Genomic DNA, 15182 nt, shown 5'->3' on the forward strand with positions numbered 1-15182 from the left:
AGGTCAGCCGGCGGGATGACGGGCACTAGTCCCGAGGTCTGACGGCTCCTGCCCGCCGGGTGGTCCGGGCAGGTCGAGCAGGCCGCGGTCGAACGCGTTGGCCACCGCCTCGGCCCGCCTGCTCGCGCCGAGCTTGGACATGATCCGGCTCAGGTGCACGCTGACCGTCTTCTCCGAGATGTAGAGCTCCTCGCCGACCTGGCGGTTGGTGCGGCCGAGCGCCACGAGCTCCAGCACGGACCGCTCACGCGGCGTGAACGGGTCGACCCGGTCACGCGGGTCGACGTCGCGCAACGCCACCCGGGCCCGCCGGGCGACCACGTCGAGCGCCTCGCGCAACGGCGCCGCGCCCAGCTCGTCGGCCACCGCGCTGGCCAGCCGCAACTGCGCCGCGGCCTCGTCGCGCCGGTCCGCGCCCAGCAGCGCCTCGGCCAACCGCCACCGGCACACGGCCTGCTCGAACACCGACCCGAAGCCGAAGCCGTCGACCGCGCCGCGCCACAGGTCCGGGTCGCCCGCGCCGGTCAGCCGCGACTCCTCGGCCGCGGCGCGCGCCAGCCACGCCCGCCCCTCCGGGCCGAGCTCGCCCGAGCGGGGGCTGCCCATCTCGGCCGTCGTGCGCGCGTACTCGGCCAGCTCGCGGCCGGCCAGCACGGCCTGCTCCTCGGCCGCGTGGTCCTTGCGCCGCCGTGCCCGCGCGGCGATCTCCACGTGCCCCGCCACGCCCAGGGCGGCCAGCCGGATGCCGGCCAGCATCCACTCGCCCTCCTTGCGCGACCAGCTGATCGCGTCGGCGACCCGGTCCACGGCCAGCTCCGGCCGGCCGCGCCACAACGCCAGCTCGGCGCCCGTGCCGCCGGTGATCAGCGCGATCTGCAGGTCGCGGTGCCAGTCCTGGCGCAGCTCCCGGATCATCCGCTCGGCCTGCTCGAACTCGCCCCGGCTGACCGCCACGTGCGTGCCCGCCGCGGCCAGCCGGGCCGACACCGTGCTGGAGACCCGCAGGCCGGGCGGTTCGGCCGCGGTCGCCGCGCCGTCCCACTCGCCGCGGTAGTACCTGGTCAGCACCTGGAGGATGCGCAGCTCCAGGCCGAACGAGCTCCACGTGAGGCCGGTCGCCTTGGCCCGCGCCACGCCCTCGTCGAACACCCGCCCGGCCTCGTCCAGCTCGCCGAGGTCGTAGTGGTGCAGGCCGAGGAAGTACCGGGCCCGCAGCTCGGTGCTGACCGCGTCCGCCTGCATCGCGCACTCCACCGCGGCCGTCAGGTGCTCGTGCGCCCGCGACACCTGGCCCTCGGGCTCGTCGAGCAGTCCCAACGTGGTCAACGCGTCGGCCACGGCCGACTCCGCGCACGCCGTGCGGCCGTCCGCCACCGCCATCTCGGCGCGCTGACGTGCCTCGACGTACTTGCGGTCGTGCCGCAGGCACGCGGCCCACACCGCCAGCACCCACGCGCGGGCCGGGCTCGCGGGCCGGTCCCGGACCAGCCGCCACGCCTCCTCCACCGCGTGGTACTTCTCGTCCTCGGTGCCGTCGAGCACCTGCAACGCCTGCGCGAAGCGCCGCCACATGACGGCGGCCTCCTCGGGGTCCGACTCGTCGATGACGGTGGTGCCGGTGCGGGCGAACGCGATGGCCCGCTCGGGCTGGCCGGCCGTGCCCGCCGCCCACGACGCGCTGCGCAGCAACGACAGCTCGGTCAGGCCCGGTGGCCGCTGGTCGGCGGGCACCGCGTGCCACAGCTTCAGCGCCTGCTCCAGGTGCCGCAGCGACTCGGCGGGCGCGCCGGCGGCCCGCGCCTCCTGCCCCGCGTCGACCGACGCCCGCAGCGCGCGGGGCAGGTCGTGGGCTTCCAGGCTGTGGTGGGCCAGCGCGGCGGCGGCGCCGCGGTCGTCGGACGACGCGAGCCGGTCCGCGTAGGCGGAGTGCAGCCGCACGCGTTCGCCGGGCAGCAGGTCGTGGTAGACGGCCTCGCGCAGCAGGGCGTGCCGGAACGTGTACACCTCGGCGCCGTCGACCACCAGCACGTGGTGCTGCACGGCCTCGCGCAGCACGCCGTCCAGGCCGACCTCGTCCATCCCGGCCACGTCGCGCAGCAGGTCGTGGCGCACGGACCGGCCGCCGACCGACGCGACGCGCACCAGGCGCTGCGCGTCCGGGGACAGGCCCTCGATGCGGGCCAGGAGCACCTCGGCCAGCGTCCACGGCACCTCGCGGTCACCGCAGCAGGCGACCGCGATCAGCTCCTCGGCGAAGAACGGGTTGCCGTCCGAGCGCTCGGCGACCTCGAGCACCACGTCGTCGGGCAGGTCGTCGGCCAGCGCGGCGACGAACGAACGCGCGTCGATCGCGCTCAACGGGGTCAGGTCGAGCCGCTGCACGGCGGGCAGCCGCACCAGCTCGTTGAGCAGGGGTCGCAGCGGGTGGCTGCGGTGCAGGTCGTCGGACCGGTAGGTGCCGACGATGAGCAGCCGCTGCGCGCGCAACCGGGAGAACAGGAACGACAGCAGGTAGCGGGTGGAGGCGTCGGCCCAGTGCAGGTCTTCGAGCACCAGCAGCACGGGCCGCTCCTCGGCCAGCTCGCCGAGCAGGCCGTGCACCGCGTCGAACAGCTGGAGCTGGCCGACGTCCTGCTCGGGACGGCGCCCGATCAGGTGCGACGGCAGGCCGGACACCGACGTGCTGCCGTCGTGGCCCGCGGGCAGCGCCAGCTCCGGCAGCAACAGGCCGAGCGCGGGCCGGGCCGCGACGTCGAGCAGACCGGCCTGCCGCACCTGCCCCAACGCCTCGGTGAAGGGCAGGTACGGCAGGCCGGTCTCGCCGACGTCGAGGCAGCGGCCGTTGAGCACGAGCGCGTCGCCCGCCGTGGCGGCCAGCTCGTCCACCAGCCGGGTCTTGCCGACGCCCGCGTCGCCGGCGAGGAGGATCGCACCCGCCTCGCCGCGCGCGGCGTCGTCGAGGGCCGCGCGCAGCCTGGTCATCTCCCGGCTACGCGCCACCAAGGGGATTCCGGAACCGATGCGTGCCACACCAGGCATGCTGTCACACCTCAGGCGGCGTCGCGGTGGCCATTTCCGGTGCCCGGCACGTCCGGGCCGGCGTGGTGGCCGAGCCGCCGCCACCAGGACCGCCTCGACCGGTGGGTCCGCCGGCCGACGCGGTAGTCCGCCGCGTCGGCGCGCAGCGCGGCCTGCCGGTAGTCGATCTCCGCCTTCAAGGACTCGGGCGTCCACTCCATGACTTGCTCCTCGTGTCGTTCCGCTTCTCTCTGGTGACACGAAGAGTCGTCCTGAGGCGCAGGTGCGGGCATCGGGCGTTCACGTGGGTTGCCGCGCTGGTCCCCTTACCCGCCGCCGTAAGGGGTGGCAGACGGCGGGTAAGGGATGCCTCAGCGGCGCGTCAGAGCAGGTCAGGCACCCCTCAGCAGGCGCCTTGGTCGCGCCAGACGCCCCACTCGCCGGTGGTGCCCGGCTCCTCGCCCTGCGTCCACCACTTCGCCTGCCAGCGCTTGCCCCGGTGGGAGACCTCGTTGCCGCCGTTGTAGACCTTGGCGCGGTCCCACGCGGGCACGGTGCAGCTGGGCTGGTCGGTCGTGGTGGTGGTGGTCGTGCTGCTGGTCGGGTCCGGGCCGCCGCCACGCGGGTGGTCGGAGGCGATGGCGTAGGACCGGCCGCCGAACGTGAGCTTGACGTTCGACGGCGACGCGATCGGCAGCTGGTAGCTCAGCGCGACGTCCACCGACGCGCCGGGCGCGAGCGACTGCCAGGTCGGCAACGTCAGCTCGACGTGCTGGAAGTCGCCCCTCAGGCCGCCGACGTTGCTGCCGGAGTGCCCCTTGGCGGTGACCCGCAGCCCGAAACCCGACTGGTCGGCCATGCTGCCCGGCGCGCTGGTGCCGTAGTCGAACTCGATCTTCGTCCCGCCCGGCAGGGTGGTGGTCGAGCGGTTGGTCAGCTTCAGCTTGGGCGTGATCGGGTAGTTGCTGTCACCCAGCGCGAACCCGGAGACGGTGGCGCTCACGTCCAGCACCTGGCCCGGCGTGGCGCCGGCGGCCTTCCGCGCGCCGTACGGCGCCGCGCCGCGCAACCCCTCGTTGATCTTGGTGAGCAGGGTGTCGCCGACCGTGTACTGGCCCTTGGCGCTGTCGAAGCGGTAGTCGCCCGCCAGCTCCCAGATCATGATGCCGCCGATGCCCTTGTCCGCCACGTACTTCGCCTTGGCCGCGATGGACTGCTCGTCCTCAGTGGACAGGAAGACCTTCTTGTCCGCGTTCCACAGCCACGGCGAGGTGAGCGTGCTGTCGTAGAACCGCTGGTACGAGCCGGAAACCCGGTCGGTCGGGTCGTTGGCCGGGTCCAGACCGTGCTGGGCGAGGTAGTCCGGCGTGATCTCGTTCTCCAGGTTCTTGGCGTGCCACATGGGGTTCACGCCCGACGGCACCTCGGCGCCGCCCGCGGTGGAGTCGTGCCACAGGTTGTCGATGCCGACCGCGCCGTTGCCGCACGGCGTGGTCGAGCCGACGCTCGAACCCGTGCCGGGCGGGCACTTCGCCTGGTCCGGCAACGCGGCCCGACCCCACAGCCCGTTCGTGCCGCCCGTGACGCCCTGCCAGCCGCGGCTGTAGAACGGGACGCCGATGTTGATCCGGCCGGCCTGCATCGCACCGCGGTAGTAGTGGTAGGCCCAGTCGGTGTTCAGGTAGCCCATGCCCTCGTACTGCGGCGCGGTGTAGACGCCGCCGGCGGCCAGCTCGCCGTCCTTGCCGTCGTCGTAGAGCGCGGCGTTCGGGCCGACGAAGTGGTTCCACGACCCGTGCAGGTCGTAGCTCATCACGTTCAGGTAGTCGAGGTAGCGGGTGACCTGGTAGGCCTCCTGACCGCGCAGCAACCAGCCGGACGCGGGCACGGCGGCGGTGAGCAGGTAGTGCTTGCCGTCCTGTGCCGAGGCGCGGTCCAGCTTCTCCCGCAAGGTCTTCATGATCTTCTCGTAGCCGGCCCACAGCGTGCCGCGGTTGGCGTTCGAGATCCAGAAGTCGTCCGGGTTGCCCGCGTGGTTGTTCGACGTGGCGTACTCGTAGTCGATGTCCACGCCGTTGAACCCGTACTTCCGGATGAAGTCGACGGCCGAGTCCGCGAAGGCGTCCACAGTGGACTGCGGCTGCGCGCCGAGCTTGTAGAACCCGCCGGAGGCGTTGCGCGTGCCGTCCGGGTTGAAGAAGCCGCCGGTCTCCGCCCAGCCGCCGACCGAGATCAGCGTCTTCACGTTCGGGTGCTGCTTCTTGTACTTGGCGAGCAGGTTGAAGTGCCCCTTGTACGGCACGGACGGGTCGAGCTCGACGCCCGGCCAGGTCATGCCGGTGGAGGCGTTGTCCGGGCCGTCGGGGCCGACCGAGACCCGGTTCTGCGCGTCGACGTGCGCGAACGCGTAGTTGAGGTGCGTGACCTTGGTCCACGGGATGTCGGACGCCAGGTAGGCGGGCGTGCCGTTGCGGCCCGTGCGCCAACTGGTGAAGTAGCCGATGACGCGGCGGGAGTGCGCGGCTCCCAACGACTCCCGGCCCTCCGTGTCGTAGACGGAGCAATAGGGCACGGCGACGCCGGGGGTCTGGTAGAGCCCGTCGGGACGGCACTCCTCCCCCGCGGCGGCGGCGCTGGGTGACGTCGGGGACACGACGGCGACGACGAGTCCGGCCACCGCGGCCAACAACGCCACGAGCGGCGACAACCTGGTTCTCCCGGGCTTGAATCTCTGGGGCACGACCGGCACACCTCCTGCACGAGGCGGCGGCCACGACGCAGCCACTGAACCGTAAATAGGTCTAGACCTCTCTGTCAATAGGTCCAGACCACCAACGGCCGACTCGCGACGGCCACCCGGCGTGAGGCACTGGGCCCCGGATCCCGCTCCCGTCGGGCGTCACCCCCTCGGAAGAGGGACGTTCCGCCTCCGGACCGGATGCGCGTGGGACGTTGGCCTTCACCCGGTCAAGCGCGGGGCCACACGTCGCCCGCCGTCACCGTCGGAGGCCACCGATGTCCTACTCGATCACGCCGGCTCTCCTCGAGCTGAGCATCACCGACGTGTTCGACTACCAGTACCCGGAGTTCGTCACCGCCAACGGCCTCACCGGGGGTGGCGGCTACGAGAACTGGGCGCTCGTCACCTACCTGCTCTACCTGCGCTACCGCCACGGGCAGTTCGACTACCAGCGCGAGTACCCCGCGGGCGCGAAGGGGGGAAGGCGGGTGCGGGTGGACCTCGCGTTCAACCCGAACATGGTCACCGCCGGCACGCCGCTCATCCTGACCGAGTGGAAGTGCAACCCGGACCGCACCGACCTGGAAACCGCCTGCACCCAGGACGTCCAGAAGTTCGTCGACATCCTCGAGTACTACGGCCCGCGGAAGATCTACCCGCTCCCGCTCGTCTTCGGCATCGGACCGGACGGTCCACCGCTCGCCAAGGGGTTCACCACTTACAGTTTCGGCGACGGCCTGGCCCTCTACACGTCCGGTCCGGGGACCTGGAGCCCCCTCGGTCTCCTCGGCTACACGTGGTACGAGCACCAGCCGCTCCCCGAGCAGGCCGTGCCGGACAGCGCCCCGGCCGACCGGGCGCCGATCACGGACCACCCGAGCCGACCGCGGGCACCGCTGCCCCGTCGCGCGGAGGAGGACCTGGCCGAACCGGTCTGAACGCCCCGGTCGACGCGGACGCGGTCAGACCGAGGTCGTCGCGCGGGCGCGCGCCAGGCGTTCCCGCACCTGGTCGGACTCCGGGGCGCCGAGCTCGGTGAACAGCGCCAGCGCCCGCTGCCAGTGCGCCACCGCGCCGGGCAGGCCCTGCCGGTCGAACACCGTGGCCAGCCGGTCGTGCGCCATCGCCTGGTGGTACGGGCTCGCCGCGGCCGACGCGACCGACAGCGCCGTGCGCGCCGACGTGACGGCCTCGCCGCCCTCGCCCGACTCCAGCAGCACCATCGCGAGGTCGGTGTGGCAGGTCGACTCACCGCACTGCTCGCCGACCTCGCGGTACATCGTCACCGCCGCCCGCAGCCACGTCTTGGCCTCGTCGTAGCGGCGGGACGCCAGGTGCAGCAGCCCGAGGTTGTGGTGCGCGTTCGCCTCGGCCCACCGCGACCCGGCCGCCCGGCTGACCTCCAGCGCCTCCCGGTAGGAGGCCTCCGACTCGTCCACCCGACCCAGGAACGCCAGCATGTCCGCCACCGCCGTCAGGGCTCTGGCCTGCGCGTTCACGTCGCCGGACGCCCGCGCCACCTCCAACGCCTCGCGATGCCGGTCCAGGGACTCGTCCATCCGCTGGAACTGGGCCAGCGCGATGCCCAAGTTGAACAGCATCACGAACCTCGCCTCGGGGTCGCCGAGGGTGGTGGCCGCCTCCAGCGCGGCCTCCGTCGTGCGCAGCCACGTGGTCCGGTCCGCGCGCAGCCAGAGGAACCGCGACAGCGTGTACGGCAGCTGCCAGGCGTGCACCAGCCACCCCGGGTCCGAGCCGGGCGCGGCGGCCAGCTCGGCGGCGGCCACGATGTTGCCCTGCTCGGCGTCCAGCCAGGCGCTCGCCTCCGCCGAGCCGTGCAGCTTCGGCACCTCCAGCGGCACGTGCTCGGGCGCGACCCGCACGCTGCTGCCGCGCGTGACCGGCAGCCGCCCGTCGGCCAGGTCCGCGCAGTGCAGGTAGAAGTCGAGCATCCGGCTGGTCGCCTCGTGCCGCACGGGCGCGGGCAGTTCGGCGGCCAGCGTCCGCATGTAGACGCGCACCAGGTCGTGCGCCCCGTAGCGGCCGGGCTCGTTGACCGACAGCAGGTTCGCCGCCGTCAACGCGTCCAGCGCCCGCTGCGCGTCGCCGACCCGCACCTGCGCCATGGCGGCCACCACGAACGCCGTGACGTCCGGGCCGGGGTGCAGGCCGAGCAACGCCAGCAACCGCGCCGGCAGCGGCGGCAGCGCCCGGCGTGACGCGTCCAGCGCCGCGCGCACCGTGGAGTCCTCGTCCTCCAGGCCGAGGGCGGCCAGCCGGCCGTGCTCGTCGTCCAGCTCGGCGACGAGCTCGGCCACGCGCAACGTCGGCGCGACGGCGAGGCGGGCGGCGGCGATCCGCAGCGCCAGCGGCAGCCCGTCGCACAGCACGGCCAACCGGCGCAGCGCGGCGGCCTCCGTGCCGTCCCGGCCCGCGACCCGGCTGACCACGGCCACCGACGCGTCCGGGTCCAGCATGTCCAGCTCCACCAGCCGCGCCTCGGCGTGCGCGACCAGCCCGACCAACCGCCGGCGCGACGTGACCAGCACGCACGACGGCGGTCCGGGCAGCAGCGGTAGCAGCTCGGTCGAGCCGCGCGCGTTGTCCAGCATCACCACCATGCGCCGGTCCGCGATGAGCGTGCGGAACAGCGCCGACCGCTCCTCGACCGTGACCGGGATGTCCGGCGACGGCACGCCCAGCGTGCGCAGGAACCGGCTCAGCACCTCGCCCGCGCCCAGCGGCTCCTGGTTCGGGTCGTAGCCGTGCAGGTCGACGTACAGCTGGCCGTCCGGGAAGTCCTCGCGCACGCGTTGCGCCCAGTGCAGGGCGAGCGCGGTCTTGCCCACGCCGGCCGGGCCCGTGACGACGAGGACCAGCCCGCCCTCCGGGTAGGAGGCCAGCAGGCCGTCCAGGCGCTTGAGCTCGTCGTCGCGGCCGATCAGGGACGCCGAGACGCGCGGCAGCTGCGCGGGCGTGATGGCGGGCGAGGACTCGGCGGCCGGCCGCACCTCCATCGGCCTGGTCGGGCGGTCGGGCTCGGGGTTCTCCCCCGCCAGCACGGCCTGCTGGAGCTTGCGCAGCTCCGGGCCCGGCTCGACGCCGAGCTCCTCGACCAGCACCCGGCGTGCCTCGCGGTAGACGGCCAGCGCCTCGGCCTGCCGCCCGGCCTGGCACAGCGCGCGCATCAGCAGGCCGTGCCCGCGTTCCCGGAGGGGGTGCTCGCCGACCAGCGTGGTCAGCGACGGCACCAGCTCCGCGCCTCGGCCGATCAGCAGCAGCAGTTCCGCCCGCTCCTCCAGCACCGCGAGCCGGCGTTCGACCAGCCGGCCGCGCTCGACCTCGGCGAACAGGCCCGCGACACCGCCGAGCGGCTCGCCGCGCCACAGGCCGAGCGCCTCGTCCAGGGCGGTGGCCGCCGCGATCAGGTCGCCGGACGCGCGCAGGCGGGCCGCGGACACCACGCCGCGCTCGAACTCGTCCAGGTCGACCTGCTGGGGGTCCACCCGGAGCAGGTAGCCGTCGCCGACCGAGGTCAGCAGCTCGGCCGGGGCGCGGCGGGCGCGGCTGGGCTCCAGCGCGCGGCGCAGCCCGGCGACGTAGGTCTGCACCAGGTTGACCGCGCTGGTCGGCGTGTTGTCGCCCCAGACGGCCTCGATGATCTGGTCGCGGCTGACCGGCGCGTTGCGGGCCAGCAGCAGCACCGCCAGCACCGCACGCTGCTTGGCGGCGCCGAGGTCGACCTCCCCGCCACCGCGCACCGCCCGGAGCAGGCCGAGCACCTCGAACCGCAAGCGCTCGCCGCCGCCGTCTGCCACCGACCGATCCTTCGCCGACACGTTGAGACCCAGACCGAGCCTAGGAGATCACTTCAGTCCGGCTCCAGTCGTCCTGTAGCCGCATTCTTACGCTAAGCGTGTCCGATCAACCACACAGGGCGAACCCCGGTGAGCGAGGTTGGACCAGACAGCGGAACATCCGCTGCTCTCCCTGAACGACGAGGGCAGGCCGGCGTGCAAGGGGCATCCAGCCCGCGGCGGCGGAACGCCGGCCCGCCCTCGTCCCCTTCTCCACCGGAGACGGGTCATCCGGTAGGGGATGGCCCAACTCCATGCCCTCCCCCCAGTCGAAGGGGCCGTGCCCGGGACCGAACCCCCGGACACGGCCCCTTCGGCGTTGCGCGGGACCAGGGGCCCGCGCACTGCACCGCGCGACCAGCGACCACACCGCGCGTCCGGCCCCTGCCGGACAGCCGGTCCCAGGGCCGAACGGCGAGGCCGGCTCGCGGGCTAGGCGACCTCTTCCAGCTCGCGCACCTCGCCGGCCTTGGCCGCCTTGCGCCGCTTGCGCAGCACCACCACGACGCCGACCACGACCGCGATGCCCATCAGGCCCCACATCGCACCGTTGAACACCGACTCGATGTACTTCGCCGACGCCCCCGCGGCGGAGCCGATGCCGATGTGCAGCGCCGACCAGCTCACCGCGCCGGCGATCGACGCGGGGAGGAACCGGCGGTACTCCAGCTTCGACGCACCCGCCGACGCGGGCACCAGGGTCCGCACCACCGGCATGAACCGGGCGAAGAACACCGCCCACGCGCCACGCCTGCGCAGCAGCGCGCCGGCCTTGTCCCAGTGCTCCTGGCCGAGCTTGCGCACCACCTTGCTGTCCCGCAGCCGGTCGCCGTAGCGGCGGCCGAGGAAGTAGCCGATGCTGTCGCCCGCCACCGCGCACACCGACACGACCAACCACATGACCAGGAACCGGGACACGCTGGTGACCGTCGTCGCGGCCAGCAGCAGCGCGCTCTCGCCCGGCGCGATGAAGCCGACGCCCAGCGTGCACTCCGCCAACGTCAACGCGCCCGTCACCGCGAGCACGGCGGGCTGCGGCAGACCGGCGAGCCCTTCCAGGGCGTCGGTCAGCAAGGCCATGGTTCATCCCCCTGTGGATCATGACGAGCACTCGGCGTGCAGGCTAAGGGGAGTCCACCGCAGCCACGTGGGCGGGCGCATCGGACCGCGGTCTGACCGGCCGCCAGACCAAGGTCGTACGGGCACCGGCCGAAAGTCGGGGACGCGCCTTAAGGCACGTCCCCGAGGTGAACGGGCCGGCACGTCACCGGGTGTCGAATGCGCCGTTCTTCGCGCTGCCCACGAATCGGGACCACTGCGCGAAACCGAAGCCCAACTCGCCGCGGGTTCGGTTCTTCGAATCACGCACACCGGCGCCGTTCGGGTCGAGCGCGATTTCCACGCACTCCGGACCACCCGCGGACGACCACGTGCTCTTGCGCCACTGGCGTTGCATGGCAGTTCACCTCGGATTCAGGCGAGCTCGCGCGCCACCCGCCCGATCAGCGCGGACGAGGCGGCCGGGTCGAGCGATTCGGCGCTGAGCCGTGCGAACATGTCGGAATACCTGGCGATGTCCGAGGGCTGTTCCCAATAGACGTCGCCCCTCGGACTTTCGATGTATACCACGGCCGGATCCGACTGCTCGGGAAACGACAGGATGACGAACGGACCGTCCATCGCAGCGTGACCGCCCGCCTCGAAAGAGGCCACCTGCAGAGTGATGTTCGACAGTTCTCCGACCTCGTTGAGTCGCGCCAGCTGCTCGGCCATCACCTCCGGGCCGCCTACCAACCTCCGCAGGGCTGCCTCGTCCACGACCGCGTGCAGGGACAGCGGGTCGTCCTCCAGCAGCAGCGCCTGGCGGGCCTTGCGCAGCTCCACCCGGCGGTCCACCTCGGCCGGCGCGGCGTCCGGCAGCACGGCCCGGATCAACGCCCTGGTGTACGCCTCGGTCTGGAGCAGGCCGGGCACCATGAGGCCCTGGTAGGTGCGCACCCACTCGGCGTCGGCCTCGAACCCGACGTACCGGCCGGGCGCGATGTCGCCGAACTCGTCCCACCACGCCCGGCGCCGCGCGTCACGGGCCAGCTGCACGAGCTCTTCCGACGTGGCCCGGTCGGCGCCGTAGGCCGAGAGCATGTCGCGGACGTCGCGCGGGGTGACGCCGACGCGGCCGGTCTCGATGCGGCTGATCTTGGACGCCGAGCACTCCAGCCGCTCGGCGACGTCCTCGATGGTGAGGTCGGCCGCCTCGCGCAGCCTCCGAAGCTCGCTGACCAGCCGTCGCTTGCGCAGCGTCGGGCTGCTGCCCCGTGGCATCCGGACACCTTTCGTCGACGGCCCCGACCCGGGGGCCGCGGTCCAGTCTGTGGGCGGGCGCGGACCAAGCAAAGTGACGTCATCCATTCGTGTACTGCAACTTGCAGAGGGCCGGACGCGGTAACAGGCTGCGTGCAGCACACCGCCCCAGGGAAGGAGCGCTGAAGGTGTCCACCACCGTCTTCAGCCAGCTCGACCGGTCCCTCCGAGAACACCTGGCCACGCTGGTCCGCCTCGCGTCGATCGGCGACGACGAGACGGCGGTCGAGCTGGCCCGCTGCGAGCTGCCCAGGGTGGTGACCGCCGTCAAGGCGCTGCTCGACGAGCACACGCCCGACGAGCACGGCCGCTGCCCGACGTGCCGCACCCGCCGCTTCCGCCGCCGCCTGCCCTCGCCGTGCCGGGCGTACCTCGGCGCGCAGCTGGCGCTGACCGTCGGCGGCGACGAGCCGTCCGGCAACCACCGCAAGCACCTGCGCAGCGTCGGCTAGCCCAGCTCGGTCGGGCGACGCGCCTCCCCCGCAAATCGAGCCCCACCAGCGCCGCCCGACCTGCCCCCGAGCCCGACGCCGGACCGGCCACGCACCCCCGACCGAGGCCGGTCCGCCGTCGAGGCTCGGCACGGGGTGGGGGGGCCGGGGGGGGGGGCCCCCCCACCCCGTGTTGAATTGCCGCTGCTCCGCAGACGGCGGGCGAGGTCGCCGGGAAGTCGACCTCGCGGATCGGGTGCGACCGGTGCGGGCTATGCGGTGGGGGGCAAGGGGTTAGGCGTAGACCGGTTCCAGGCCGTCGTGGTCGGGGTCGACCAGGTAGACGCGGGCGGCGGAGATGTCGAAGTACATGCCGACCAGGCGCAGTGAGCGCGTGGCCACCGCTTCGCGCACGCTCGGGTAGGCCATGAGGTTGTCCAGTTGTTGCGCCACGTTCGCGACCGAGAGCCGTTCCACCACCGGTAGGTCGGATTCGGCCGCGTGGAAGCGGATCAGGCTCGGCTCGACCGCCTTCAGCCACGTGTGCAGCTGCGTGCCCGGCCGCGTCGAGCCGTGCACCACCGCCTTCATCGCGCCGCAGTCCGAGTGCCCGCACACCGCGATCGTCTCGACCGCCAGCACCTCCACCGCGTACTCGATCGCCGCGCCCACGGAGTCGTCGCCGTCCAGCGGCACCAGGTTGCCGATGTTGCGCACGCAGAACAGGTCGCCCGGCCCGCTCGTGGTGATCAGGTTGGGCACCACGCGGGAGTCGGCGCACGTGATGAACAGCTGCCGCGGGCGTTGGCCTCGCGCGGCCAGCTCCGCCAGGAACGGGCGGACCAACGGCGCGGTGGTGCGCTCGAACTCGCGCATGCCGCGGATCATCGGGTCGACGTCGGCGCGCGGCCGGGGCAGGGTGACGTGCCGGTGGCGCTGCCAGTGCGACCACGGCGCGAACCACCTCGGCAACGGCGACAGCGGCGTCTTGCGCAGCGCCGGGATGCCCTTCCTGGCCTTGCTGAACCACGTGTCGTGCACCTCGTCCACCTCGACGTGGCCGCCCAGCCGCTCGTAGCCGACGCGCCAGTCGTCGATCGCCTCGAACGCGCCGTGGTCGAGGAAGTCGATGTGCAGCTCCAGCACCACGCGCTGCCCCAGCGGGATGGCGCGCAGCCCGCGCACCAGCCGCCCGGCGCCGAAGAACACCAGCGAGCCGCGGATCACCACGCGCCAGCCGTCGGGCTCCTGCTCGACGCGCACCGAGGCGCGGGTCAGCCGGTGCAGCGACCGCAACGCCGCCACCGCGACGCCCAGCAGCACGCCTTCCACCAGCCCGAGCACGAGCACGCCCACCACCGTGACCGCGTACGCGGAGAACTCGCCGTGCCGCCACAACGCCTGCATCCGGCGCACGCTCACCAGCCGGAGACCCACCACCAGCAGCACGCCGGCCAACGCCGCCAACGGGATCAGCTCCAGCACCCAGCCGAGCGCGAGCACGAACACCGCGATCCACGCACCGTGCAGCACGGTCGACGCGCGGGTCCGCGCGCCCGCGGCGACGTTGGTCGAGCCGCGCGCGATGCCGCCGGCGATCGGCAGCCCGCCCAGCGCACCCGTGACGACGTTGGCGGCGCCCTGCGCGATCAGCTCCCGGTCGAGGTCCGCGCGCGGCCCGGCGTGCAGCTTGTCGACCGCGACGGCGGACAGCAGCGATTCCATGCTGGCCACCACGGCCACGGTGAGCACCGCGAACGCGATCCCGCCGAAGCCGCCGACCGGCAGTTCCGGCAGCACGATTTGGCTGAACACCTCACCGGGCAGGTCGACCCGGGCCACGTCGAACCCCATCGTCGCGACCGTCGCGACCAGCACCGCCACCAGCGGCGCGGGCACGACCGAGGCGCGCGGCACCCGCGGCCACAGCACCAGCGCGGCCACCGCCAGCGCGCCGACGAGGACGGCCGACCACGCCACCTCCATGGTGGCCACCTTGGCGACGTTGTCCAGGACCGAGGTGGCCGTGGCGCCGCCGAGCACGACGGCGAGCTGCCCGATCGCGATGCTCAAGCCGATGCCCGCCAGCATCCCGTGCACCACCGCGGGCGAGAGGGACAGCGCCATCCGGCCGAGCTTGGCCAGGCCGAACAGGAGTTGCACGGCGCCCGCGGCGAGCGTGATGGCCGCGGTGGCGGGCCAGCCGTACTCGGCGACGAGTCCGCCGGTGATCACCACCAAGCCGGTGGCGGCGCCGCTGATCTGCAACGGCGCGCCGGACAGGGAGCCTGCCACGATGCCGCCGACGACGCCGGAGATCAGCCCGGCCATCAGGGGCGCGCCGACCGCGGCGGCGACGCCGAGCGAGAGCGGCACGGCGACCAGGAACACCACGACGGAGGCAGGCAGGTCGTGGCGAAGAACGCCGGCGAGACCGCCCGGAGGACCTGCCGTGGTGTGCTCGCCCGCGTGGGACTTGTTGGGGCGCGGTCGGTTCATGTCGGGTCCTTTCGAGCGCAAGGGGTCGTCGCCCCACGCGGCGCGCGGGGTGTCGTCGATCGCAGAGGGGGCCTAGCGCCGTGCTAAGGGCGGCAGGAGGCGCGGCCAGAAGGCGTCGAGTCGGAACTCGGCCCCGGCGCGGTGGTGAGGGTTCGCCACGGTGGCACCTCCGTGTCGGCACAGGGGAACGTGTCGGCACAGCCCGCGTCGCACAGGTCGCGTCCACACCATGATGACTGAGGAAGTGCCCGCTCTGACAGCGGATCCACCCGGTCG

General features: G+C 73.2%; 10 protein-coding genes. 2 read left to right on the plus strand and 8 right to left on the minus strand.

The genetic code is table 11. The features are described from left to right. Positions 1–3: 3 nt before the first annotated feature. The 3 genes from LNK82_RS12485 to LNK82_RS12495 all read right to left on the minus strand — a co-directional run bounded on the left by LNK82_RS12485 (position 4) and on the right by LNK82_RS12495 (position 5758). Positions 4–3039, minus strand: a complete 3036-nt coding sequence (locus tag LNK82_RS12485; RefSeq protein WP_230567110.1) for a helix-turn-helix transcriptional regulator — start codon at positions 3037–3039, stop codon at positions 4–6. An 11-nt stretch (positions 3040–3050) separates the two neighbouring features. Beyond that, on the minus strand, positions 3051–3239 hold the full coding sequence (locus LNK82_RS12490; protein WP_230567111.1) for a hypothetical protein: 189 nt from the start codon (positions 3237–3239) through the stop codon (positions 3051–3053). Positions 3240–3421: 182 nt separating this feature from the next. Further along, positions 3422–5758 carry a chitinase C-terminal domain-containing protein gene (locus LNK82_RS12495; RefSeq protein ID WP_230567112.1) on the minus strand — a complete coding sequence of 779 codons (2337 nt, stop codon included), beginning with the start codon at positions 5756–5758 and terminating at the stop codon, positions 3422–3424. A 275-nt stretch (positions 5759–6033) separates the two neighbouring features. On the opposite strand from LNK82_RS12495, the gene LNK82_RS12500 reads away from it, so the two are divergent. After that, positions 6034–6696, plus strand: coding sequence for a hypothetical protein (locus LNK82_RS12500; RefSeq protein ID WP_230567113.1), 663 nt, complete (start codon positions 6034–6036; stop codon positions 6694–6696). Positions 6697–6720: 24 nt separating this feature from the next. Here the strand turns inward: LNK82_RS12500 and LNK82_RS12505 are convergent, their stop codons facing one another. The 4 genes from LNK82_RS12505 to LNK82_RS12520 all read right to left on the minus strand — a co-directional run bounded on the left by LNK82_RS12505 (position 6721) and on the right by LNK82_RS12520 (position 11937). After that, positions 6721–9576 (minus strand): AfsR/SARP family transcriptional regulator, encoded by a 2856-nt coding sequence (locus tag LNK82_RS12505; protein WP_230567114.1) that lies wholly within the window; start codon positions 9574–9576, stop codon positions 6721–6723. Positions 9577–10047: 471 nt separating this feature from the next. Next, positions 10048–10695 carry a DedA family protein gene (locus LNK82_RS12510; RefSeq protein ID WP_230567115.1) on the minus strand — a complete coding sequence of 216 codons (648 nt, stop codon included), beginning with the start codon at positions 10693–10695 and terminating at the stop codon, positions 10048–10050. 184 nt (positions 10696–10879) lie between these two features. After that, the gene (locus LNK82_RS12515) at positions 10880–11071 is read right to left on the minus strand and encodes a DUF397 domain-containing protein (RefSeq protein WP_268996242.1); all 192 of its coding nucleotides are present in this window, start codon (positions 11069–11071) and stop codon (positions 10880–10882) included. 17 nt (positions 11072–11088) lie between these two features. Further along, positions 11089–11937, minus strand: a complete 849-nt coding sequence (locus LNK82_RS12520) for a helix-turn-helix domain-containing protein (RefSeq protein WP_230567117.1) — start codon at positions 11935–11937, stop codon at positions 11089–11091. Between the two features lie 167 nt (positions 11938–12104). Between LNK82_RS12520 and LNK82_RS12525 the strand changes: the two genes are divergently transcribed. Then, positions 12105–12428: a hypothetical protein gene (locus LNK82_RS12525; RefSeq protein WP_230567118.1), complete on the plus strand. Its 324-nt coding sequence runs from the start codon at positions 12105–12107 to the stop codon at positions 12426–12428. Between the two features lie 273 nt (positions 12429–12701). Here the strand turns inward: LNK82_RS12525 and LNK82_RS12530 are convergent, their stop codons facing one another. Then, positions 12702–14906, minus strand: coding sequence for a SulP family inorganic anion transporter (locus LNK82_RS12530; protein ID WP_230567119.1), 2205 nt, complete (start codon positions 14904–14906; stop codon positions 12702–12704). Positions 14907–15182: the final 276 nt, after the last annotated feature.

Origin of the sequence: Saccharothrix luteola, from assembly GCF_020859565.1 — a bacterium.
Classification (GTDB): Bacteria; Actinomycetota; Actinomycetes; order Mycobacteriales; family Pseudonocardiaceae; genus Actinosynnema; species Actinosynnema luteola.

What these genes read in the sequence shown, in the direction of transcription:
- LNK82_RS12485 (WP_230567110.1), bottom strand. Translation starts at nt 3,039, where the DNA reads ATGCCTGGTGTGGCACGCATCGGTTCCGGAATCCCCTTGGTGGCGCGT.
- LNK82_RS12490 (WP_230567111.1), bottom strand. Translation starts at nt 3,239, where the DNA reads ATGGAGTGGACGCCCGAGTCCTTGAAGGCGGAGATCGACTACCGGCAG.
- LNK82_RS12500 (WP_230567113.1), top strand. Translation starts at nt 6,034, where the DNA reads ATGTCCTACTCGATCACGCCGGCTCTCCTCGAGCTGAGCATCACCGAC.
- LNK82_RS12510 (WP_230567115.1), bottom strand. Translation starts at nt 10,695, where the DNA reads ATGGCCTTGCTGACCGACGCCCTGGAAGGGCTCGCCGGTCTGCCGCAG.
- LNK82_RS12515 (WP_268996242.1), bottom strand. Translation starts at nt 11,071, where the DNA reads ATGCAACGCCAGTGGCGCAAGAGCACGTGGTCGTCCGCGGGTGGTCCG.
- LNK82_RS12520 (WP_230567117.1), bottom strand. Translation starts at nt 11,937, where the DNA reads ATGCCACGGGGCAGCAGCCCGACGCTGCGCAAGCGACGGCTGGTCAGC.
- LNK82_RS12530 (WP_230567119.1), bottom strand. Translation starts at nt 14,906, where the DNA reads ATGAACCGACCGCGCCCCAACAAGTCCCACGCGGGCGAGCACACCACG.